A 21455-nucleotide genomic window follows, 5' to 3' on the forward strand; every position below is an offset into this window, starting at 1 on the left:
CCCGCTCTGCTTCTGCTCTATGCGGCTCGGTCTACGTTGTCGCGTCCAGTTCGCCAAGGGCGAGCGAGGACGCCTCGTCGAGGTCGAGCCGCGTGCCGTACTCGAAGGCGGACTTGTAGCCGTCCTCGCCGAGCGCCTTCTGGCACTCCTTGATGCACTTCTCGTGGTCGATCGTCAGCCACGGCGCGCCCAGCATCGGCAGGCCCGCCGTCTTCCAGTTCTGCTGCAGCGCCCCGAGCAGGCGGGCGGCCAGCATCGGCTGCTCCAGCGCGTTGTAGATCCGCGCCGTCGTCTCCAGCGCGATCAGCGTGCCCAGCGTGTCGTGGAAGTGGCGCTTGATCCGCAGCCCCTCCTGCGCGCTGGCCAGCGCGTCCGCCGCCCGGCCCGTGGCCAGCTGCGGCACCGACAGCGCCCAGTACGCGTAGGAGCTGACGAACAGCTCGCCGCGCTCCTTGCACACCTGCAGGCAGTCGACCAGCAGCGACTCCGCCTCGTACAGCTCGCCCTGGGAGGCCAGCACGATCGACAGCTCGACGATGGCGGGCAGCAGGCCGGGGTTGAGCTCCTTGTTGTCGGTGTTGAACTCGATCGCCACACCCAGCAGTGCGCTGGCCTTCTGCAGGTCGCCCTGCAGGAGCGCGGCCGTGCCCTGCATCTTGGAGGCGAGGATGACGGCCTTGGAGTCACCGACCCTGACCGCTTCGGTGCTGCACTGCTCGGCCGCCTGCAGCGCGCCCGCGCTGTCGCCCTGGGCGCTGCGCACGTAGGACAGCACCCACAGCGCCTTGCAGCGTTCCTTGCTGACGCCCTGGTTGGCGTGCAGGGCGCGCTCCAGATAGAGCCTGCCCTCACGGACGAAGCCGCAGCACACCCACATGAACCACAACGACGACAGCAGCTTGAGCGCCAGGAGCGACTCGCCCGGCGTGCGCAGCGAATGTTCCAGCGCCACCCGCACGTTGTCGTGCTCCTGGCGCATGCGGACGAACCAGTAGATCTGCCGCGGACCCGACCAGGCGTCCTCGCTGCGCTCGGCCAGGCTCAGGTAGTACTCCAGGTGGCGGTGGCGCATGTGCTCGGTCTCGCCGAGCTTGTCCAGCCACTCCTCGCCGTACTCCGCCAGCGTGTCGATCAGCTTGTAGCGCACACCCGCGTGGTTGCTCCTGATGAGCAGGATCGACTTCTCCACCAGCCCGGTCACCAGGTCGGTGATGTCCTCGGACGGCAGGCGCGAGTCGGCGCAGACGAAGCGGGCGGCGTCGAGCTCGAAGTCGCCGGCGAACACCGACAGCCGCGCCCAGAGCAGCCGCTCGGCGGGCTCGCACAGCTCGTGGCTCCAGCCGATGGCCGCGCGCAGCGTCTGATGTCTCGGCAGCGCCGTACGGCTGGCGCCCGCGAGCAGGCTGAACCGGTCGGTCAGCAGCGCGAGGATCTGCTCCACCGACAGCGCGCGCAGGCGGACGGCGGCCAGCTCGATCGCCAGCGGGATGCCGTCCAGGCGGCGGCACAGCTCGGCCACCGAGCCGATGTTGGTCTCGTCCAGCACGAACTCCGGCATCACCGATCCGGCGCGGGCCGCGAACAGCTGCACCGACTCGTTCGTGAACAGGCTCTCCGCCGGGTCGTCCCCTGGCACCTGCAGCGGCGGCACCGGCACGACGTGCTCGTACGGCAGGTGCAGCGACTGGCGGCTGGTGGCCAGGATCTTCAGCTTGGGGTTGCTCTCCAGCAGCTCCTCGACCAGCTCCGCGCAGCCTTGGACGAGGTGCTCGCAGGTGTCGATGATGAGCAGCATGTCGCGGCCCTCGACCCACTCGGTGAGTGACTCTGAGGCGGCGCGCGAGGACTGGTCGGCGATGCCCAGGGCGGAGGCGATGGTGTGTTTGACCATGCCCGCGTCCTGCAACCTCGCCAGGTCGGCGAACCACACGCCGTCTTCGTAGTGGGCCCGCACCTGGTGCGCCAGGCGGAGGACGGTGCGGGACTTGCCCACGCCGCCGATGCCTGTCACCGTCACCAGACGTGACTCGTTGAGATGGCGTTTGAGATTGGCGAGCAGGCGGGTCCTACCGACGAAGCTCGTCAGCTCCGCTGGCAGATTGCCTTCTCGCCGCCAACCTGTCGGGGTGGCCATGGGCAGCCTCACGGGGGGGAACGGACGCCTGCTTAGGCATCGTACCCCGCTGATTCCCGACTGTCCTTTCCGCCACACATGTGCGGGGGTGCGGTTTGTACCTCCGGATAGCATGGTTACCGTGAGCGAATTTCTCCCGGAGCAGACGGCGGACGACACGGACCTGGGTTGGGGCGACTGGCGCGAGAAGGACCGCGACGACGACTTCTACCTGGACAACAAGCCCCCCCACTGGTCCTAACCCCCAACCCCACCCTCCAGCGCTGCGTCTCCAGCGCTGCGTCTGCGCGTTTCGGGTTTGCCCCCCTCAGCGTCGCGCCCTCGCATTGCGCCTGATGCTGCGACTTCCGCTGTCACGCCCTCGCGTTGCGAGCCGTGCGACGAGCCCCACGCGTCGCCCACGGCGCGCCGTATCGGCCCCCACGAGCTCAGCGCTCCATCTGGGGGTCCCCCAACACCCGCGCCGGGCCCGTAGCCTCTCGGCGTCCGCGCCCCCTCGCCGCGGCGGGTTCGATAGCCCCAGTGGGATGCCCCCGCGTCGTGGGGCGGGCGCTAGGAGACCACGTCCTTGCGGCGGAAGCGGCGGAAGGCGACCGCGAGCAGGATCGCCGCGTACGTCACCGACAACGCCACCCCCTTCACCATCCCGCTGTAATCAGGCTCAGGCGCCAGCGCGTCCAGCCAAGCCGTGTTCCAGAACGTAGGCAGGAACTCCCGAAGCGTCCCCAACGCCTCCACCGCCTGCAGGATCGTGCTGACGATCACCAACCCCACCGCCCCGCCAACCGCCCCGAGCGGCGAGTCGGTGACCGTGGACAGCAGGAACGCCAGCGAAGCCACCACCAGCTGGCTCACCATCGCATAAGCGATCACTACCCCGAACCGTGGCAAAACGTCCAGCGCCGGGATCGTCTCCCCGGTCCCGGGCACCTGGATGTCGTTCCACCCGAACGCCAGTGTCCCCGCGAGCAGCGCCATCAACGGCAGGCAGATCACCGACGCCGCCGAGTACCCCAACGCCACGATCAGCTTCTGCCGCAACAACCGGTCGCGCGGCACCGGCGCGGCCAGCAGATACCGCAGCGACGACCAGGACGCCTCACTCGCCACCGTGTCACCACAGAACAACGCCACCGCGACAACCAGCAAGAAGCTAGCGGAAACCGACAACGCAAAGGCCGCGAAGTTCAGCGCCCCAGCGGTCGCCAGGTCGGAGATCCGCAGCGCGGTCTGCTGCCCCGCCGTACTCTGCGGCCCGAACTGGAAGGCGATCACCAGGATCCACGGCAGCGCGAGCAGCAGCGCGAACATGACCACGGTCCTGCGCCGCTTGAACTGCCTGATGATCTCCACCCGGAGGGGCAGTGTCGCAGTCGTCATACCGTTCCCCTCCCAATCCCGGCGACAGTCACAACCCGGTCCCTTCCGTGGCGAGCAGCGATCACGAAGCCTCTCCGCCAAGTCCCGTCGCGATCACAGCCCGGGCGTCGTGGGGTACGGCCCGCAGAGCCCACCACGCGTCCCGGACCTCCGCGGGTACGGCTCGCGCCCCCTTCAACCCGACTTGGGCGGCCCGCATCGAGCACTGCGCGGCCCAGGGCTCCTATGACCGGGCTTGGACGGGTCGCTTCGCATACCGCGCGTCCCGCTCCGTCCGTGCCCCCTGGCGCGGCGTCTCCAGCGATCTGGAACCTTAGGGTCATGACTGTTCTCCGATGAGGTCCAAGAACACGTCCTCCAGGCGAGGCCCGTGCCCGTTGGAGGAGGCCAGGAGCGTCGACACCGGTCCCGAGGAGATCAGCCGCCCGCGGTGCATGACCACCACGTGGCTGCAGGTCTGTTCGACCTCCGCCAGCATGTGGCTGGACACCATCACCGTCCGCCCCTCCTCGGCGTACCGCTTGAGCACCTGCCGCATCTCCCTGATCTGCGGCGGGTCGAGCCCGTTGGTCGGCTCGTCGAGCACCAGCAGGTCGGGCAGCCCGAGCATCGCCTGCGCGATCGCCAGCCGCTGCCGCATCCCCTGCGAATACGTCCGTACGGCACGCTCGATCGCAGCCCCGAGCCCGGCGATCTCCAGCGCCTCGGCGAAATGCGCGTCGCCGGTGGGTCGTCCGGTGGCCGCCCAGTAGAGCTCCAGGTTGTCGCGCCCGGACAGGTGCGGCAGGAACCCAGGTCCTTCCACGAACGACCCGAGCCTGGACAACACTGACGCGCCAGGCGTCACCCGCCTGCCGAAGATCCGGATCTCGCCCGCGTCGGGCAGGATCAGGCCCATCATCATCCGCATCGTGGTCGTCTTGCCCGCCCCGTTGGGACCGAGCAGACCGAGCACCTGCCCCTGCTCGACACGGAACGACAGATCGTCGACCGCTTTCTCCCCGTTGCGATAGGCCTTCGTCAGCCCGGTGATCTCCAGCGGCACGCTCTCATCCCCAAGCGCCCCACCACTCCGCCGCCGCCCGGCACCAAGCCCAGCCGACCCGCCAGGACCTGCTCCGAGAATCCCGTCATGGCCATCTACGCCTTGACGGCCATCAGCGCCCTCACGAGTCGCCGGGCCGCCGTTGTGGTCCGCCGTCTCGGATGCTTCCGCGCGGATATCCGCCGCGAGCGCTCCGTTGTGGTCCGCGGCAACGTCCTCAGCCGCGCCATCGAGGCCCGCCGTACCGACCATGTCTGCCGCGCCGACGGTGACGGGAGGGCGTGCTGTACTCGATGTGCTGTCGTGACCGTCCGGGTCGTCCTCGCGCAGCCGTCCGGTCAGGAGGATCACGGCCGCGATCGCGATCGCCGTCAGCGGCATCGCCCACACCCACCACGACAGCCCCCCGGCGGGCGCGCTCAGCGCCGCCACCGTGGGTACGGCGAGAGCCGGTGTGGCCAGCCCGATCTGGTAGGTGGCCGGTTCTGCGGGCATGAAGTAGCCCATGTCGGTCGTGGTGATCGTGAGCCGCAACCGGTGCCCGGCCGGGAACAGGTGGTCGACCGCGGGCAGCGCGACCGTGGCGTCCACGGCGGTCTGCCCCTCGGGGATGGTCACCTTGATCGGCGCGACCAGCCCGTTCGGCAGGTTGGGCGGTTGTGCGCTGTCGCCCACGTCGTAGAGCTTGGCGAACAGTGTCACCTCGCCCTCGCCGAACACCCGGATCTTGGCCGTAGAGCTGCCGGTGAGCTGCAGCGGAGCCGTCAGCGGCGCGGACTCGTACGAGGCGGCCTGCCCCGGCTGGTCCAGGGAGACGCTGAGGTTGCTCTGCGTGTTGGCGCCGAGCAGCCCGCCGACGCCGGGCACGCTGGAGATGGACGCGGGGGAGCCGCCGGGCGGGACGGCGACGTTCTGCGCGCCGCCCTGCAGCTTGATCTCGGTCGTGCCGGTGCCGCCCAGCCCCGGGTAGGCGGCGGCTTCGGGGTGCAGCCTGATGCGCTGCCTGGTGCCCGGGTCGCGGCCGCCGTCGCGGGTGACGGTGAACGCCTGCCCGGTCGCCGCGCCGTTCTCCTTCTTCAGCCATCGGCCGAACCAGGCCGACGTCTGGTCGTAGAGCCAGTCGGCCTCGCCGTTCCCCCCGTCGTGGCCGCCGTCGAACCAGGCGACCTGGACCGGGGTGCCGCTCCTGGCGATGGCCTTGGCGTTCGCGTCGGCGTGCGAGAGCGGGAACAGGGAGTCGCGTTGTCCCTGGATGAGCAGCGTCGGGGCCTTGATCTTGCCTTGTACCGAGATGGGGCTCGACTGGCGTAGCAGCTCGACCGCCTCGGGCGTGGCCTTTCCCGTCGCCGCCACCTGCTGGTACATCTCACACACCTGCGGCAGGAACCGCCCGCACCTGGCTTCCTCCGCCGACATGGGCTTGGGCTGCTCGACCAGCGCCTGGAGGCCGCCGCCCTGGTTGCCGCGGCTGAAGAACAGACCGGCCCACATGCGCTTGAACACCCCGGTCTCAGGGCCCTCGCCGGTGGCGTTGGGGAAGAGCGCGTCGGCCAGGTCGTACCAGGTGATCTGCGGGACGATCGCGTCGACCCTGGGGTCGTTGGCCGCGGTCATGAGCGCGATGGCGCCGCCGTACGAACCGCCCGCGATGCCCACGCGCGGGTCGCCCTTGGCGTCGAGCAGCACCTCAGGGCGCTCGCTCAGCCAGTTGATCAGCTGCTTGACGTCCTTGACCTCGTAGTCGGGGGAGTTGAGGGCGATCTGTCCGGTGGAGCGGCCGAACCCTCTGGCCGACCAGGTCAGTACGGCGTAGCCGTCCTGCGCGAGGCGTGCCGCCTGGTCTCTGACGGCGTTCTTGGAGCTGCCGAACCCGTGTGCCAGGAGTACGGCAGGCGCCTTGCCGCCGCCCGCCGGGGGGAAGAAGGTGGCGTCGAGCATGACGGCCTGGTCGTCGGCCGGGCCGTCGACGACGCCGATGCGCTGCTCCTGACCGCGAACGTCGCCACCTGAGGGCCACACCAGCCAGCCACCCACACCGATCAAGGCCAGCACCGCGACCAGCGCGGCCACTCTCTTCATGCGGTGGAGCCTACTTACCCGACCTGAGAGATCGCTGAGACGCTCCCCACCCTGACCTCGCACCTCAACCCCACCTCCCACCCGAAAACACGCTCCCTTTGGCGCATCGGGGACGGCTTGCCACCCCCGCCCGTGGAAATGCCTGCCATGCCCTCATACGCTCTACGCGGCCCACGCCTGTCGTGTCACACGCGCCTAAAGAGGTTCATCGCCCCGTTGTGCGGCATGCACCCTGAAATGGCCCACTGCCGTCGGTGTCGTCCCCATCACGCCCCTGCAGCATGCCGCTCGCCTCTGCCGCTCTCTGTGGCATCGCAGGCTGGCACGCTCACGCCCGGCTCCCCACGACCGTCGATGTGCGCACCTCCAGCCATCGGGTGAGCCGCAGCTAGCCGTTCAGGGCCGTGAGGCGGGACTGCAGCCCGTCCAGCAGCCGGTCGAGCCCATACCTGAACCCCTCCTCCCGCATCTGCGCCGGATCGTCCCCCACCCGCGCCAAGAACTCCGCCTGCATCAGCGGATGCCCCTCCATCACCTGCTCAGCCGTAGGCCGAAGGCTCTCCGCCCACTCCTGTTCCGTCTGCCCGCTCCGCGCCAGCAGCGACAGATAAGCCGCCTCACTGGTCGTCATCCCCACCACATAAGCGATGAGCATGTTGAGCACCTGATCCGCCTCGCCAGCAGGGAACCCCGCCCCCTGGACCAGCGCCAGCATGCGCTCAGACTGCCGCAGCAGGTTGGGCCCGAGCTGCACCATCCCGACCTGCCCCAGCACCGACGCCACCCACGGGTGCCGCAACATCATCGCCCGCAGCTCGCGCGCGCACTCCACGAGCGCCTCGGCCCAGGTGCCGGCGTCGATGGCGGGGATGCGCAGCTCGCCGTACACCTCGTCGATGACGAGCTCGATCAGCTCGTCCTTGTTGGCCACATGCCGGTAGATGGAGGTGGCGCCAGCGCCGAGCCGGGTGCCGAGCGTGCGCATGCTCAGCGCCTCGATGCCCTCCTCGTCCAGCAGCTTGAGCGCCTCGGCGACGATGCGGTCCTGGCTGAGCACGGGCTGGTCGCGCTGCCGCCGCTGACGGGCCCACACTGAGGGGATGGGTGGTTTGCTGGCACTCATGTCGTTCTCCTCCTCCGTAGTGAGCTCATCTTAGAGTACGGCGTACGCAGGTGCGTACACTGTTATCCCAGGAGGGCGTAAACCGTCGTCGCGTGCGCCGCGGGTTCCTGGGACCCGTCGGCGGTCAGCGTGACGTCGGCGAAGGCCAGCGTCCGCCCCAGCTTCGTGATCCGTACCTCCACCAGCACGTCCACCCCCATCACCGCCCGCTGGAACGACGTCGACTGCTGCACCGTCGTCATCGGCACGAACCCGCCGCGGGCCGAGGCGATCGCGATGACCGTCGCCGTGTCGGCCGCCGCCATCAGCGCCTGCCCGCTCATCCCACCCCCTTCCCTGGCCAGCTCGGACGACCATGGCAGCCGCAGCACGGCGTGCCGCTCGCCCACCTCCTCCACACTCAGCCCCAGGCCCTGCACCCAGGGAGCGAAGTAGTCCTTCAGGATCGCGTTGCCCTCTTCAGGAGTCACGCCGTCATCATGCACGCTGGACGGCATGGCGGAGGAGTGGAAGAACCGGCCTGTGGACGAAGAAGCGCCCGACGCGTTGCCTGTGGAAAAGGTGTTCCTGCCTGGCACCTACGCCGAGGCTGTGCCGTACGAGCTGTTCGCGAGGCTCAGGAGGGAGAGCCCCGTCTGCTGGATCCCGGAACCGGCGGTCGGCCCCTGGCGCGAGGGGCCCGGCTATTGGGGCGTGTTCCGGCACGCGGACGTCAAGCACGTCCTGCGGACCACGGAGGACTTCTCCTCGCACCTCGGCGCCACCCAGATCCGTGACCCGGACACGCCGCAGGACCTGGCGTTCGTCCGGTCGATGATGCTCAACGCCGACCCTCCTGAGCACACCAGGCTGCGCCGCATCGTCTCCGCCGCCTTCACCCCCAGGGCCGTCCGCGCGCTGGAGCAGACGATCAGGGACAGGGCCGCGCAGCTGTTCAGCGCGGGTGAGTGCGACTTCGTGGAGGTGGCGGCAGACCTGCCCGTCTGGACGCTCGCGCACATCATGGGCGTGCCCGAGCAGGACAGGCGTCTCCTCTACGACTGGGCCTCAAGGGTGATCGGCTACCAGGACGACGACTACGCGAAGCTGTCCACGGCCGAGGTCGCCGCGCTGACCCCGATGGGCCGCCTGGCCGTCGAGCAGCGTCCGGAGCTCAAAGAAGGAATGAATCCGCGCTCAAAGGCGGCCCTCGCCGACATGTTCGCCTACGCGCACGCCCTCGCCGGGAACCCCACCTCGATCATGGCGGCGATGGTCGAGGGCGGCCTGACAGAGGATGAATTCGAGAATATGTTCTTCCTCTTCGCCGTCGCGGGCAACGAGACGCTGCGCAACGGCATCCCCGGCGGCCTGCTCACCCTGCTCCAGCACCCCGTCGAGATCACCGACACCGGCCTGGCGGTGGAGGAGATGTTGCGCTTCTGGCCGCCGGTGATGGACTTCAGGCGTACGGCGACGCGGGACCTGGAGCTCGGCGGTCAGCACATCGGCCGAGGTCAGAAGGTCGTCGTCTACCACGCGTCGGCCAACAGGGACGAGACCGTCTTCCCCGACCCCGACAGGTTCGACCCAAGCCGGCACCCCAACGACCACGTCAGCTTCGGCTTCGGCCCGCACGTGTGCCTCGGCGCGCACCTCGCCCGCGTGCAGATGCGCGCGGTCTTCGAGGAGTTGAATCGCTGGGAGGTCATCCTGTCCGGCGAGCCCGTCCGCCTCACCTCCAACTTCCAGAACGGGCTCAAACACCTTCCCGTACGGCTGCGCCCGCGCTGAAAACCCCTTGCGAGCCGTACCTAAGCTCGAAGGCATGGACTACAAAGAGGTGAACAAGGCCAACTGGGACGCTCGGGTGGCGATCCACGTCGCCAGCGACTTCTACAACGTGGACGCCTTCAAGGCGGGCGCTCAGACGCTGACGCCGTTCCAGTTGGAGGAGGTCGGCGACGTCACCGGCCGTTCGCTGGTCCACCTACAGTGCCACTTCGGCCTCGACACCCTCTCGCTGGCCAGGCTCGGCGCGCGGGTCACCGGGCTCGACCTGTCGCCGAAGGCCATCGACGTGGCCCGCGAGCTGGCGGCCGACTGCGGGATCGAGGCCAGGTTCGTCGCCGCCGAGCTGTACGACGCCGAGGAGGCGCTCGGCGACACCTACGACATGGTCTTCACCGGGATGGGCGCTCTGTGCTGGCTGCCCGACCTGACCAGGTGGGCGCGGATCGTCGCGGCGCTGCTGAAGCCGGGTGGGGTGGTGTACCTGTCGGAGTTCCACCCCTTCGCCGACGTCCTCGACGACGACGAGGGCGCCACGGTGGCCTACGACTACTTCGACACCAGCCCGCACGTGTGGGACGAACCGCACACCTACACCGGCTCCGAGGTGCTGGAGCACACGGTGAGCGTGCAGTTCCAGCACCCCCTGAGCGAGGTCATCACCTCGCTGGCCGCCGCCGGGCTACGGCTGGAGTACCTGCGAGAGTATGACTACACGCTCTTTCAACGCTTCAAGTCGCTCGTGTCCGACGCCTCCGGCTACCGCTATCCGGAAGGACGCCCGCGGATTCCGATGATGTATTCGCTACGCGCTCACAAGGACATCCGGTAGTGCGTCTCCTCGACGACGGGCTCGTCGTGGGCGGCGACCCGACCTGAGGGCTTCAGCCCGAAGCGTTCGTAGAAATGCCTGCTCGGAGCGTTGTCGGTGGCGACCCACAGGCCGAACTCGGTGTGGCCGTCCGCGCGGAGCCGGTCCACCGCCGCGTTCATCAGAGCCAGGCCCAGCCCCAGCGACTGGGCCTCGGGCAGTACGTAGATCGCGAAAATCTCGCCGCCGGGAATGTCCTGGTCCCGGCTCCGCCCGAGGTTGACGAACCCGACAACCCTGCCGTCCAGCTCGCCCACGAACAGCGGGGTCCGGCCCTCGGCGAGCGCCGCGGTCAGCCCCTCGCGCCGCTGCGCCACGATGCCCGGGTCGACGGTCAAGGCGTCGAGGTAGCCGTCGGGCATGATCCCCCGGTAGGCGGACTTCCAGGTGGTGATCCGTACTGACTCGACGGCTTCGACGTCTTCGGGGGTTCCCGGGCGGATTGCGAACGGCATGGGGGCATCCTAATTGCGGTAGAGGTAAAGGCCAGGGCATGATTGCGCCCCGTGAAGCCACGAATGATGGTCAAGTCAGCAGCCCAGTGGGCCTTGCCGTACTGGACGAGAGGCCCGGCCGGGCGTGAGACGCCGCAGGACTTGTTCAAAGTCCTCTACCTCGGGTGGCTCGTGGCCTTCACCCTCAAGGTCCTCGGCTCGGCGTGGGACGTGTCCTGGCACTTCAAGTGGCTCCGCGACGACCTCGCGCCGCCGCACCTGCTCAACTCCGCCGGCACCGCGCTGGCGCTCGCGCTGACCATCATCCACGGCTATACCGGATATGGCGTGGACAAGGCGGCGCTGCGCCTCATCCAGTGGGGCACCGGCATCTTCCTCGTCGCGGTGCCGCTCGACCTCATCAATCACAGAATCAATGGGCTCGACATCACCTCGTGGAGTCCGTCGCACATCATGCTCTACGTCGGCACGTTCTTCATGATTGCCGGGGTGATTCGCGGCTGGTTCGTCGGCGCTTTGCCTGGCAGGCAACGCACGATCGTGCTCGGCGCGTTCTTCGCCTTCTTCCTGGAGAACGTGCATTTCCCCGCGCAGCACCAGGAGTACGGCATCCTGTCGATCGGCGCGTGGGACAACCACCGCGTCTACGCCGAGGACATGCTGCTCAACTTCGCGGCCGACCAGATGGGGCGGCCCGTCGACCGGGTGATGATGGTCAACTTCTCGCTGCCGGTGCCCGACTTCCTCTACCCGGTCTACGTCGTGATCGCCGGGATGGCCGTCCTGGCGGTGGCCCGCATCATGATCGGCAAGGTCGGCAGCGCGACGGCGGTCGCCGCGGCATACGTCGCGTTCCGCACGCTTGTCTGGCCGCTGCTCGTCGTGGGCGACTTCCCGCCGTCGGCCCTGCCGTTCGTCCTGATCGCCGGGGCCGTCTGCGTTGACCTGGCCTTCGTCCTGCGCGCGCCCGTTCCGCGGGCCGTCGTCGGATCCGTGCTGGTCACCGCCGCCGTGTACGGCGCGCTGACCGTGCAGAGCGGCGTCCTGGGCTCGCTCTACAGCACGATTCTCGGACAGACCAACCTGTACGGCACGCCGCCGCTCGTCCCGTCCTCGGCGATCTGGGCGGGAATCGGGCTGCTGGTCGCCTGGCTGACCTGCGAATGGCTGGCGGGCCGCTGGAACCTCCGCGCCGCCGATCAGCCGATCGAGGCCCGGGTGATCGCCACGGCCGCGCCATAGGCCAGGCCCATCACGGCGATCTCCGCCAGCGCCCACCCCGCGACCGCCGTCAGCTCGCCGCGCGCGATGCGCGGCAGCAGGCGGAAGCGGATGTTCGCGGCAAGAGGGATGAGGAGCCCGGCGAGGGCGAGCTTGGTCAGGAACAGCAGGCCGTACTGACTGGTGAAGATCGCGCCGGGCAGCTCCACGCCTGTCGTCAGCACCATCGTGCCCAGCCCGCTGACCAGGCCGGACAGGCCCACCAGCAGGAGACAAACCGTCGCGAGCCTGGAGAACTTGGGCAGTACGGTGGCCAGCAGGTCGGGGCGCGGGGCCACGAACGCGGCGACGGCGAGCAGGCCGCCGGTCCAGAGCGCGGCGCCCATGACGTGCAGCTCCATCGAGATCATGATCGGGTCGTGCCAGACCGAGTCGACCGCGTGGCCGGTGACCGGGATCGGCATCAGGCCGAACAACGCGACGACGATCCGCAGCTCGGCGGGCACCTTCTCGCCGAACCTGACCGCCATGAGGCCGACACCGGCGGCGACCAGGGCGCAGGCGGCGCTGAACAGCAGGCCCTGGCCGGTGCCCACGCTGTCGACGTATTCGGCGATCATCGCGAGGGTGGGGACGCCGCCCGGGTTGAGTTCGGCGGTCTGGAACACGATGGTGACCAGCGCGGCGACCGCCCACGCCCATGCCGCCGAGACGGCCAGGGGCCTGACTCTGCGCATGATCTTCTCGGTGCGGTCCTGGTCGTCGAAGCCCAGGAGTTTGGGGAGCACGCTGAGTCCGACGAGTGCCACGGCGGCGGCGTCGAGGAGGACTCTGGTGATCGGGAGGCCGTAGACGACGACGGGGCCGGGCATGGTGATGCCGGGGACGGCTTCCTGGGCGGTGAGGGAACTCGCGGTGACGACGGCGAGAATCGTGCAGAAGACAAACCCTCCGGCGAACTCCCTCGGGCCCAGCCGGGTGGGCCCGACCCGGGAAGACACATCCGCCGTCACCGCGATTCCTCCCTTGCACCCGGCACATCGGCTCCGGGGGCGCGCACGGGTGTGACCGCAGGTGCATCGGCCGCGGCGCTGTGGGCGGTCTGGGGGGCCTCTGGCTGCGCAGCTGATGCGACGGATGGGTCGGCGGGGGCTTCTCGCGAAGCCGCGTCCGCAGAGCCCGCAGTGTCCGCCGCGCCCGCAGTGTCCGCCGTTCCCGCAGCGCCCGCCGTTCCCGCCGTTCCCGCCGCGCCCGCAGCGTCTGCCGCGCCCGCAGCGTCCGCACCGTCCGCAGCGTCCGTCGCGGCGGGTGGGCGGCGGAGGGCGATTACGGTGCCCACGGCGAGCACGAGCAGGGCGCCGCCGATCCACAACACCGCCATGCCCGAGCCGCCGTTGGCCGCCGCCTCCGCGGCCGCCGCGTGCACGTCGGCAGACGTCGGCTGAGCCGTACCCCTCGACGGCTGCCCCGCCGTGCCGCCCGTGAACGTGAACGTCAGCCGCCCGGACACCGGATGCCCGTCCGACGAAAGGATGCGATACCCCACCTCATACATCCCCGCCCCAGCCAGCGGTTTGACCCGCACCGACGCTTTCGGGCCGCTCACCAAGGTAGGACCGTCGGCGAAAGAACCCCCGCCCGCGCCCGTGACGCTGATCTGCGCGAACCCCTGCCGCACGGACTGGTCGAAAACCAGCGTCACCACGTCGGGAGCGGCCGACAGCGACGCCCCGTCCGCAGGGTCGCTGCTGAGCAGCACGTTGTGTGCCTGCGCTGGCCCCGCGACGCCGATGCCGACGACGGCGCAGGCGAGCAGCAGGACCGTGAGAAGCCGCCTCACCGATCTTGACCTTCCCTTTGACCATGGAGAACCCGTATATGGTCCCATCCATGGAGGACCTGTTCGGCGGGGCTGCGCCGTACTATGCCACCCACCGCCATCACCACGGGGCCGACGCCATCGCCCACCTGGGCGCCGCGCTCGGTCCTGAACGGCGCGTGCTCGACCTCGGTTGCGGTCCCGGTACGGTCGCCATTCCCCTCTCGGCGTACGTGCGCGAGGTCATCGCCGTCGACCCCGACGAGGAGATGCTCGCCGAGGGCAGGCGGCGCTCGCCCGCCAACGTGCGCTGGATCAGGTCGGACTCCTCCAGGGTCAGGGAACTGCCCGCCTTCGACGACGCGGTCATGGGCAGGTCGTTCCACTGGATGGATCGCACCGCCGTACTGAATGACTTCGACGCATTGATTCCCTCAGACGGGGCGGTGTGCCTCGTCGGGCCCTGCCGGGATCCTGCGACGCCGTCGTGGGAGCCGGTGACGGCGACCGTACGGGCCCAGTTCGGGCTGCAGTGGCGGCCCACGGCGCAGTCCTTCGAGGGAAGCGGGCTGCACCACGACGAGGTGATCGGCCGGTCGGCGTTCAGCGAGGTGGAGACCACGCTCTTCGACTGGGTCCTGGTGCGCGACGTGGACGACGTCGTGGGGTTGCAACTGTCGTATTCATACTCCGCGCCGGCGCGGCTCGGTGACCGGGTGGCGGCGTTCACGGCCGCGTTGAGGGCCGCACTTCTGGAGGACTGCCCGGACGGGATGTGGGAGGAACACATCACGACCGAGGTCCTGATCGCCCGCCGCCCCCGGTAGAAGAGAACTAATTACTGTGGCGCATGCCCACCCGGCAGATGCACGCCTGCGTGTCGGCGTCGTAGAAGTCGCAGCAGTCGAACCGGTAGCGGTAGCGGTTGACGGTCGCGCACGTCGTCCAGCAGTGGTTGCCACCGCAGAGGTAGGCGGTCCTGCAGCCTGAGGCGCAGCACCCGCGGGGTCATGACCGAAACAATCCTGAGACGCTCGCGGGACCCACCCGCGCATCGTGCGGTCCCTCCGCTCCAGGCCCTCCTCTCCTCCCAGATCACCGTGGTTGCCCCGGGCTGTCACCGGCGCGGCGCGCTCGTCTCCCTGCCAGGACCGCCTCCAGGCACGGCAGGTGCCACCCCTGGGTGCTCGCCTTCCAGAGCGGTCGGTCGGGTGGCCTCCTCCGCTCGGCGGCACCGATCAGGCTCAGCCGTACAGTGGACCGCTCACAGGGGCTCCACGCCGAGTCAACTCGTGGAAGGGGAATGAATTCCCGTGGACTCGCGGACGACCAGCCGGGGGACCACGAGATGCTGCCTGAGCGGCGCGTCCGGCTCGGCCAGCCTCCGGAGCAACGTCTCGACAGCGACCGCGCCCACCTCGTGCTTGGCGGGCGAGACCGACGTCAGCGGCACATCGGACAGATCAGCCACCTCATCGTCATAACCGATCACCGACAGATCCCCGGGCACGCTCAGCCCGCGCCTGCGAGCCGCGGTCACGACCATCGCCGCCTCCCGGTCGGCGAAGCACAGCACGGCGGTCGCCTCCAGGGCGAACGCGTCGTCCAGGAACCCGTCCACGACCTCCGACGTCACCCTCGGCGACGTGGTGATCAGCACGACCTTGCGCCCGGCCTCGTCGATGCCGGTGTTGAGGCCTCTGATGACATGCGCGGCATGTGGGCTGTTCCTGCCCAGGTAGGCGACCCGGGTGTGGCCGAGGTCGAGCAGGTGGCGCGCCGCGAGGTAGCCGCCCGCGCCGTGGTTGGTGCAGACGAATTCGTAGATGTCAGCCCCTGAATGGAACTGCCGCTCCACCAGAACCGTGGGAGCAGGAAGGGATTCGAGGTATTTGTGTGGGTAGACCTGCCCGGCGAGCTCCGGGACCAGGAGCAGCCCGTCGACGTTCGCCATGCTGGCGATCGCCTGCTCCTCCACGTCGACGTGGTATCCGGTGCTGCGCAGCAACATCTGCGCGCCACGGGAGGCGAGCGCGGTCTCGATGGCGGCGATGATCCGCGGGTAGTAGTAGGTCATCGACGGGATGACGACACCTACCAGCGGCCCGGTCACGGCCGGGGTGGGGGCGACGTAGGTGCCCGAGCCCTGTCTGCGGTAGACGAGCCCGTCGGCGACCAGCAGGTCGACCGCGCGGCGCACGGTGTTGAGACTGACGCCCTGCTCGGCAGCGAGTTGCTGCTCGGTGGGCAACCGGCCCTCCGGCCAGCGGACCTCGGCGATGCCCCTGCGGAGCTCGTCGGCCAGGATGCGGAACTTCTCACCGCGCTTCACGGCACCCATTCTCGCCCGACCTCCGGCGTGCGCAGGCCCCGACCGTGGAATTCATGCCTACGAATGCGCGTACCCTTGCCCATAAACCATCCCAATCTCTGATCATTCGCTTGGGTGATTCGGAAGGTTTCCCGGAGCGGCCACCACTCCGGCATCCGTAGCCAGCCTCGCGGTCCCCGTGGCTCGCACTGCGACGTGCGCAGCGGGCTTGGCGTGCGGGGATCCTGCGCTGTGATTGCCTTTCCGGAGCGCATGGCGGTCAGTGCGTGTGCCCGCCTTCGTATTGCCTCGAATGGGGCGCGTGGGACGAAGTCGCCGGTGTCGTTTCGGCTTATCGGGGCAAATACGGCGCAATGCTAGAGGTCTCTGGAGTCAGGGTGGGGGACGGCGAAGCGCCGGCCGTCCGTCAGGCATCTCTGCACGTCGGCGAGGGTGAGCTCGTGACGATCGTCGGTGCGCCCGGCTCCGGCAAGACCGCGACGCTCGAGGCGCTGTCCGGGTTGCGGTCGGTAGCGGCTGGGGCGATTTGTTTCGAAGGCATGGAGATCACGCGATTGCCCGCTGTGTGGCGTGCTGAGCTGGGGATGGCTTTCGTGCCCGCGGGTGGTGATCTGTGGCTGAAGCAGACGGTGCACGAGAACCTCATCCTGGGCGCGTACGGCAGGCGATCCAGACGGGTGCGCACCGAGTCGTTAGAGCGGGTCTACGCGCTGTTCCCGGAGATGGAGGGATGTGCCGGGCGGCCTGCCTCAGAGCTGAGCGAGAGCGAGCAGCGGACGCTGGCGATCGCCAGGGCGCTGATGAGCCGGCCGAGACTGCTCATGCTGGACGAGCCGGGGCCTGAGGTTCTGGGTGTGATTCAGGGGTTGAATGCGGAGGGCATCAGCATCCTGCTGGCGCAACGCACCGCCATCGATCGGAGCGCGGACCGGACGTATGTCATGGATTCAGGGACAGTACGGCAACGCCACTGACCCCTCCCCGAACCCCCGCCTCTGCCCCCCGGCCTCCTGCCCCCCGGCCTCCTGCCCCCCGGCCTCCTGCCCCCCGGCCTCCTGCCCCCGGCCTCCTGCCCCCGGCCTCCTGCCCCCGGCTTCCCCGGGCCGCCGCCTCCGCCGAGCTCCTGCCTCTGCCGCCTCCGCCGCCTCGCGCTCGCAAATCCCCGCCCCGGAGAGCAGTCTCGCGAACCTCGCCCTCGTGAACACCGCTTCGCGAACCCTGTCCTAAGGGAGCAACCTCGCTCTTGAGGAGCAGTCTCTACAGCCCCGCTGCCAGGGGAACGGCGTTGTCTCGATCGGGGAGCCGCCCCTTGAAGCCCCCAGCGGTTCTCCGGACCTACCGCCTGGCGGCCATCCAACCCCGGTGACCAGCGGCTCCATGGAGCTCAGTGTCGAGCGGTCCTCTCAGGCTCCGTTCTCAGGGGAGCGTCTTCTCGAACCAGTGATGGGCGTAGGCCTCGTCGTTGAACGGCTCCACCTCGCTGTACCCCGCTGACCGATACAGCGCGATCGCCTCAGCCAGCGCCCGGTTGGTCTCCAGGCGCAACGTCCGAGCGCCATGTGCGGCAGCCTGCGCTTCCAACTCGGCGAGCAGCCGCCTCCCCAGCCCGAGCCCACGCACAGCAGAAGACACCCACATACGTTTGACCTGAGCGAATTCATCCCTGAACCGAAGCGCGCCGCACCCCACCGGATCGCCGTGCAACGTGGCGACCAGCAGTAGACCTGCGGGTGGACTCAGCTCGTCATCGCCCGCCGGAAGGCTCCTCGCGGGGTCGAAGCCGTTGTCGAAACGGGTGGACAGCTCGGCGAAGTACGCCCTGAGGCAGTGGCGGGCATCAGGATCGCGCGGATCGGTGACCGCTACGCGGAGGGTTGAGGCGAGGAGAAGTCGTTCCACCTCGCCCATCGCCGCGACAAGGCGGGTGCGCTGGTGATCGTCGAGGTTGCCGAGCAGGTGGGCGGCCCGCTCGTCGGAGAGGCGGTCAAGTTCCGCCCGCTCGGCGAGGCCCGCTGGGGTGAGGCTGGCCGTACGGACACGTCCGTCTGTCTCGTCGGTGTCCACGGTGGCGAGACCGTCTGCCTGGAGGGCGCGGAGGAGGCGGCTGAGGTAGCCGGAGTCCAGGTCGAGGCGGGCGCGCAGGGTGCGGACCTCGGTGGGGGAGGTGCCGATTTCCCAGAGGAGGCGGGCTTGACCGAGGGGTCGTTGGCGGGAGAGGAAGGCGTCGTCCAGTGCGCCTACGCGTTGGGTGACGGTCCTGTTGAACCGGCGCACCCTGCTGACCAGGGTCTCATCCATTCTCTGACCTTAGTCAGATAATCCCACAACGCCTAGCTTCACTGCGGACGTGGACGAGCTCGCCCTCCAATGATGGCCCGCCCATAGGCGCGAGTGGTGATCCCGGGGGGCCGCGAGCGGTGCCCCGCTCAGGGCGAGTATCCCTCTCGGGGGGTGCCTCCGCTCAGGGGTGGAGGAGAGGATGGCGCGAGGTGGGGCACGGTCATTCGACCTCGGCGTCCGTGCTGCCCAGGCCTGGGGGAGTGTCTGGGCAGCACGGGTCGCGTTTCAGCAGTGAGGGAGCGGTTGCGGCGTGGGGTGGTGGTGCCGGAGCAGTGGTTACGTGGGGTGGTGACAGAGTGATGACGGGTTGGGGCAGGTCGTGGTGAGAGCGGTGGCGGTTGGTGTAGGCGGGCGTTGTTGGTGGGTTAGTTGGGGGTGACGAAGATGTCGCCGTTGCTGCTTGTGGCGTAGGTCAGGCCGGTTATGGCTAGCGTCCCGTTGGATCGGGCTGTCGCGTACAGGTTGGGCTCGGCGAAGGGGTCTACGCCGTCGTCCCTCACGCTGCCGAACTGGGTGGCGGAGAGCTGCTTCCCGGTCGATGACAGGCGTGCGGTGAGGATGTCGGCGCCACCTGCGGCGACGCTCACCCTGCCTCTGGTGTAGCCCGCCACGCCGATGTCACCGCCCGGCAGTGCCACCACGGCTGCGCCTTCGTCGGCGGAGGAGGTGGCGATCGTTGTCGTCCAGCGTTGTTTGCCCGCGAGAGTCAGCGCGGCGACTGCCACGTCACCTGACTGGGCGCCGGTTGCTACCGGGCCTGCGGAGGTGGCAATGACGGAATTCATTCTGTCGTCGCCGGTGCCGCCGGTCACCGTGGTCCACTGAGGTGTCCCGTCGGTGGTGTATGCGGTGATCCAGCCGTCCAGGCCGCCGAGGGCGGTGGCCCCTGGCATGGCGGCGGTGGTGCTGCCGACCGCGTACACCTGCGTGCCGAGTACGGCCACGCCGTACGCCTTGTCCTCGCCCGCTCCACCCAGTTGGCGCGTCCATGACAGCTTGCCGTCCGGGGCGAGCCTGGCCAGGATGACGTCCTTGTCGCCGCTATTCGGGCCGCCGAGGGCGCCCTTCGTGTAGCCGGTGACGTAGGCGCTGCCGTCCGGGGCAGCGGTCAGGCCGTAGAGGCGGTCGGCGACGCCTGGGACGCCGAACTGGGTGGTCCACCGTACGGTTCCGTCGGCGTTCAGGCGGGTGACGAACGCGTCGTCGGTGGTGTTGCCGGAATGAATGCCGTCGAGGTCACCCTTCGTGTATCCCGCTGCGAGCACACCGCCGTCGTCCGTTGCGGCCACGCCGTACAGACGGTCATCCGCTGACGTGCCGAGCTGGGTGGTCCAGCGGGTGGTGCCGTCGGTGTTCCTGCGCATGAGGACCGCGTCCAGCTTGCCCTTGTGCTCCTGCCCGTTGATCGGGTCGCCCGCTGCGAGGCCGACCGTCATGGAGCCGTCGGCGTGTACGGCGAGGCCGCCCGCCCAGTCCTGCGCGGCTGTGCCGTACAGGGGAGTGGGCAGCGGGGTTGGCGGGACCACGCTCAGCGCGGGGCCCAGGTGGGAGAGGGCCTGCTCGAAGGCGGGCGTCCAGGCGGTCCAGTCGTGCCCGCCGTCGACCACCCTGAACTCGGCGGAGACACCGGGGACGCGGCGGGCGGTGTTGTAGAGCGTCGCCGCCTCGAAGTCGAGGTCGTGGTGGGCGTCCGCCGGGTCGGGGTTGGCGTACTCGTCGTCTCCTACCCCGATGAACAGGCGCACGGGCAGGTCGGGGTTCACCTTCGCGAACTGCTGAGGGTATGACTGCTGCTCATAGATGGCGTCGACGAACTTCGTGGTGCCGTCGCCGAAGGCGCCGTAGTCGCGGGTGGAGGAATCTTTTGGCGGCAAAGGTGTGTAGACGGCGGGGCTGAGCACGATCGCGCTGGAGAAGAGGTCCTGGTGGGCGAGGACGTAGCGGAGGGCTCCTGCGCCGCCCATCGAGTACCCGCCGACCATGCGCGCCTCCCTGATCGGGGCGGTTCGATAGGTGGCGTCGACGGCTTTCACTAGGTCGTTGGTGAGGGCGGTCTCGACGGGGCGGCCTGTGGTGTAGCGGGAGTTCACGTACCAGTTGCCACGGTCGCTCCAGGGGGCGTCGGGCATCACGACGATGAGGGGAGGGATGGACTTCGCGGCAATCATCTGGTCGAGGGTGCTTTTGACTCTGGTCCAGGCCTGCATGGTGTCGCCTCTGCCGTGGAGCAGGTAGAGGACGGGGTAGCGGTCCTTGGATCGGTCGTAGCGGTAGGGGAGGTAGACGGTGTAGGCGATGGGGTCGCCGAGGGTGGGGGAGGGGGCGGTGGTTGTGGTGAGGGTGCCGGTTCTTACTCGGTCGGCTTGGCTAGGGGTGATGGGGAGGAGTGTTAGGGCGGGGGCTGCTAGGAGCGAGAGGGCCAGGAGGGCTGGCAGCCCGAACCTGCTCCAGCGGGGGATGTGCAAGGGGTCTCCTGTAAACGTTTACAGTTCGCTCTGAAAGATTGTTCCGGTTTCAGGAGATTCGCGTCAAGGCGGGCCTACGTCGATGGGTCCTGGTGGGGCCTGCGTGTCGATGTCGATCGGGCCAGCGGAGGGAGGGGCGGTGAGGGTTTGGGCGACGGACTGCAGGCGATCGCGGGGTGTGTGATGCCGGGATGTAGGTCGGGCTCCCCAGGAGGTGGGGTGAGGGTTGGCGCTCCGTAGGTGCTGTGGAGGCGGACGGTGGGTGTGAACGGCTGAAGGTTGGAGATTGGGGGTTGCAGGGCGAGTGGGGGTTGTGGTTCACCCTCGGTGCGGGGTGCGGGGTGCGGGGTGCGGGGTGCGGGGTGCGGGGTGCGGGGTGCGGGGTGCGGGGTGCGGGGTGCGGGGTGCGGGGTGCGGGGTG

Annotated in this window: 16 protein-coding genes; 5 read left to right on the plus strand and 11 right to left on the minus strand. The window is 69.1% G+C overall.

Translation table 11 applies throughout. The features are described 5' to 3' along the window. Positions 1–31: 31 nt before the first annotated feature. The 5 genes from ACIBG8_RS31325 to ACIBG8_RS31345 all read right to left on the minus strand — a co-directional run bounded on the left by ACIBG8_RS31325 (position 32) and on the right by ACIBG8_RS31345 (position 8231). Positions 32–2017 (minus strand): ATP-binding protein, encoded by a 1986-nt coding sequence (locus tag ACIBG8_RS31325; protein WP_397346623.1) that lies wholly within the window; start codon positions 2015–2017, stop codon positions 32–34. A 669-nt stretch (positions 2018–2686) separates the two neighbouring features. Further along, positions 2687–3514 (minus strand): ABC transporter permease, encoded by an 828-nt coding sequence (locus ACIBG8_RS31330; RefSeq protein ID WP_397346624.1) that lies wholly within the window; start codon positions 3512–3514, stop codon positions 2687–2689. Positions 3515–3833: 319 nt separating this feature from the next. Continuing rightward, positions 3834–6638 carry a CocE/NonD family hydrolase gene (locus ACIBG8_RS31335; protein ID WP_397346625.1) on the minus strand — a complete coding sequence of 935 codons (2805 nt, stop codon included), beginning with the start codon at positions 6636–6638 and terminating at the stop codon, positions 3834–3836. Between the two features lie 388 nt (positions 6639–7026). Then, positions 7027–7761 (minus strand): TetR/AcrR family transcriptional regulator, encoded by a 735-nt coding sequence (locus ACIBG8_RS31340; protein ID WP_397346626.1) that lies wholly within the window; start codon positions 7759–7761, stop codon positions 7027–7029. Positions 7762–7823: 62 nt separating this feature from the next. Next, positions 7824–8231, minus strand: coding sequence for a PaaI family thioesterase (locus tag ACIBG8_RS31345; RefSeq protein ID WP_397346627.1), 408 nt, complete (start codon positions 8229–8231; stop codon positions 7824–7826). Between the two features lie 25 nt (positions 8232–8256). Here ACIBG8_RS31345 and ACIBG8_RS31350 point away from each other — a divergent pair, with 25 nt between their 5' ends. Together ACIBG8_RS31350 and ACIBG8_RS31355 are read left to right on the plus strand one after the other, a co-directional pair. Further along, positions 8257–9534, plus strand: coding sequence for a cytochrome P450 (locus ACIBG8_RS31350; RefSeq protein ID WP_397346628.1), 1278 nt, complete (start codon positions 8257–8259; stop codon positions 9532–9534). 34 nt (positions 9535–9568) lie between these two features. Beyond that, positions 9569–10363 (plus strand): class I SAM-dependent methyltransferase, encoded by a 795-nt coding sequence (locus tag ACIBG8_RS31355; RefSeq protein WP_397346629.1) that lies wholly within the window; start codon positions 9569–9571, stop codon positions 10361–10363. Here the strand turns inward: ACIBG8_RS31355 and ACIBG8_RS31360 are convergent. Then, entirely contained in the window at positions 10345–10857 is a 513-nt protein-coding gene (locus tag ACIBG8_RS31360; protein ID WP_397346630.1) for a GNAT family N-acetyltransferase, read from the minus strand. The two genes, ACIBG8_RS31355 and ACIBG8_RS31360, sit on opposite strands and share 19 nt — an antisense overlap. Positions 10858–10908: 51 nt before the next feature. On the opposite strand from ACIBG8_RS31360, the gene ACIBG8_RS31365 reads away from it, so the two are divergent. Beyond that, the gene (locus ACIBG8_RS31365) at positions 10909–12099 is read left to right on the plus strand and encodes a hypothetical protein (RefSeq protein WP_397346631.1); all 1191 of its coding nucleotides are present in this window, start codon (positions 10909–10911) and stop codon (positions 12097–12099) included. Here the strand turns inward: ACIBG8_RS31365 and ACIBG8_RS31370 are convergent. Next, complete coding sequence (locus ACIBG8_RS31370) at positions 12057–13091, minus strand: copper resistance D family protein (protein ID WP_397346632.1); 1035 nt, start codon at positions 13089–13091, stop codon at positions 12057–12059. The genes ACIBG8_RS31365 and ACIBG8_RS31370 overlap by 43 nt on opposite strands. Further along, complete coding sequence (locus tag ACIBG8_RS31375) at positions 13088–13918, minus strand: copper resistance protein CopC (RefSeq protein WP_397346633.1); 831 nt, start codon at positions 13916–13918, stop codon at positions 13088–13090. Before ACIBG8_RS31375 ends, ACIBG8_RS31370 begins: the two co-directional genes overlap by 4 nt. 50 nt (positions 13919–13968) lie before the next feature. Here ACIBG8_RS31375 and ACIBG8_RS31380 point away from each other — a divergent pair, with 50 nt between their 5' ends. Beyond that, a complete protein-coding gene (locus ACIBG8_RS31380) occupies positions 13969–14724 on the plus strand; it encodes a class I SAM-dependent methyltransferase (RefSeq protein WP_397346634.1) in 756 nt (251 codons plus the stop codon). Between the two features lie 458 nt (positions 14725–15182). Here ACIBG8_RS31380 and ACIBG8_RS31385 read toward each other — a convergent pair whose 3' ends face one another. Further along, positions 15183–16229, minus strand: a complete 1047-nt coding sequence (locus ACIBG8_RS31385) for a substrate-binding domain-containing protein (RefSeq protein ID WP_397346635.1) — start codon at positions 16227–16229, stop codon at positions 15183–15185. A gap of 353 nt (positions 16230–16582) precedes the next feature. Between ACIBG8_RS31385 and ACIBG8_RS31390 the strand changes: the two genes are divergently transcribed. Further along, complete coding sequence (locus ACIBG8_RS31390) at positions 16583–17203, plus strand: ABC transporter ATP-binding protein (RefSeq protein ID WP_397347809.1); 621 nt, start codon at positions 16583–16585, stop codon at positions 17201–17203. 442 nt (positions 17204–17645) lie between these two features. Here ACIBG8_RS31390 and ACIBG8_RS31395 read toward each other — a convergent pair whose 3' ends face one another. Both ACIBG8_RS31395 and ACIBG8_RS31400 read right to left on the minus strand, forming a co-directional pair. Continuing rightward, complete coding sequence (locus tag ACIBG8_RS31395; protein WP_397346636.1) at positions 17646–18527, minus strand: GNAT family N-acetyltransferase; 882 nt, start codon at positions 18525–18527, stop codon at positions 17646–17648. A 407-nt stretch (positions 18528–18934) separates the two neighbouring features. Next, positions 18935–21034 carry an alpha/beta hydrolase-fold protein gene (locus ACIBG8_RS31400; RefSeq protein WP_397346637.1) on the minus strand — a complete coding sequence of 700 codons (2100 nt, stop codon included), beginning with the start codon at positions 21032–21034 and terminating at the stop codon, positions 18935–18937. Between the last annotated feature and the right edge of the window lie 421 nt (positions 21035–21455).

The organism is Nonomuraea sp. NPDC050556 (genome assembly GCF_044457355.1).
Taxonomy (GTDB): domain Bacteria; phylum Actinomycetota; class Actinomycetes; order Streptosporangiales; family Streptosporangiaceae; genus Nonomuraea.

Excerpts from the sequence above, each read along its gene's own strand:
- ACIBG8_RS31330 (WP_397346624.1), bottom strand. The coding sequence starts at position 3,514 with ATGACGACTGCGACACTGCCCCTCCGGGTGGAGATCATCAGGCAGTTC.
- ACIBG8_RS31335 (WP_397346625.1), bottom strand. The coding sequence starts at position 6,638 with ATGAAGAGAGTGGCCGCGCTGGTCGCGGTGCTGGCCTTGATCGGTGTG.
- ACIBG8_RS31340 (WP_397346626.1), bottom strand. The coding sequence starts at position 7,761 with ATGAGTGCCAGCAAACCACCCATCCCCTCAGTGTGGGCCCGTCAGCGG.
- ACIBG8_RS31350 (WP_397346628.1), top strand. The coding sequence starts at position 8,257 with ATGGCGGAGGAGTGGAAGAACCGGCCTGTGGACGAAGAAGCGCCCGAC.
- ACIBG8_RS31355 (WP_397346629.1), top strand. The coding sequence starts at position 9,569 with ATGGACTACAAAGAGGTGAACAAGGCCAACTGGGACGCTCGGGTGGCG.
- ACIBG8_RS31360 (WP_397346630.1), bottom strand. The coding sequence starts at position 10,857 with ATGCCGTTCGCAATCCGCCCGGGAACCCCCGAAGACGTCGAAGCCGTC.
- ACIBG8_RS31380 (WP_397346634.1), top strand. The coding sequence starts at position 13,969 with ATGGAGGACCTGTTCGGCGGGGCTGCGCCGTACTATGCCACCCACCGC.
- ACIBG8_RS31390 (WP_397347809.1), top strand. The coding sequence starts at position 16,583 with ATGCTAGAGGTCTCTGGAGTCAGGGTGGGGGACGGCGAAGCGCCGGCC.
- ACIBG8_RS31395 (WP_397346636.1), bottom strand. The coding sequence starts at position 18,527 with ATGGATGAGACCCTGGTCAGCAGGGTGCGCCGGTTCAACAGGACCGTC.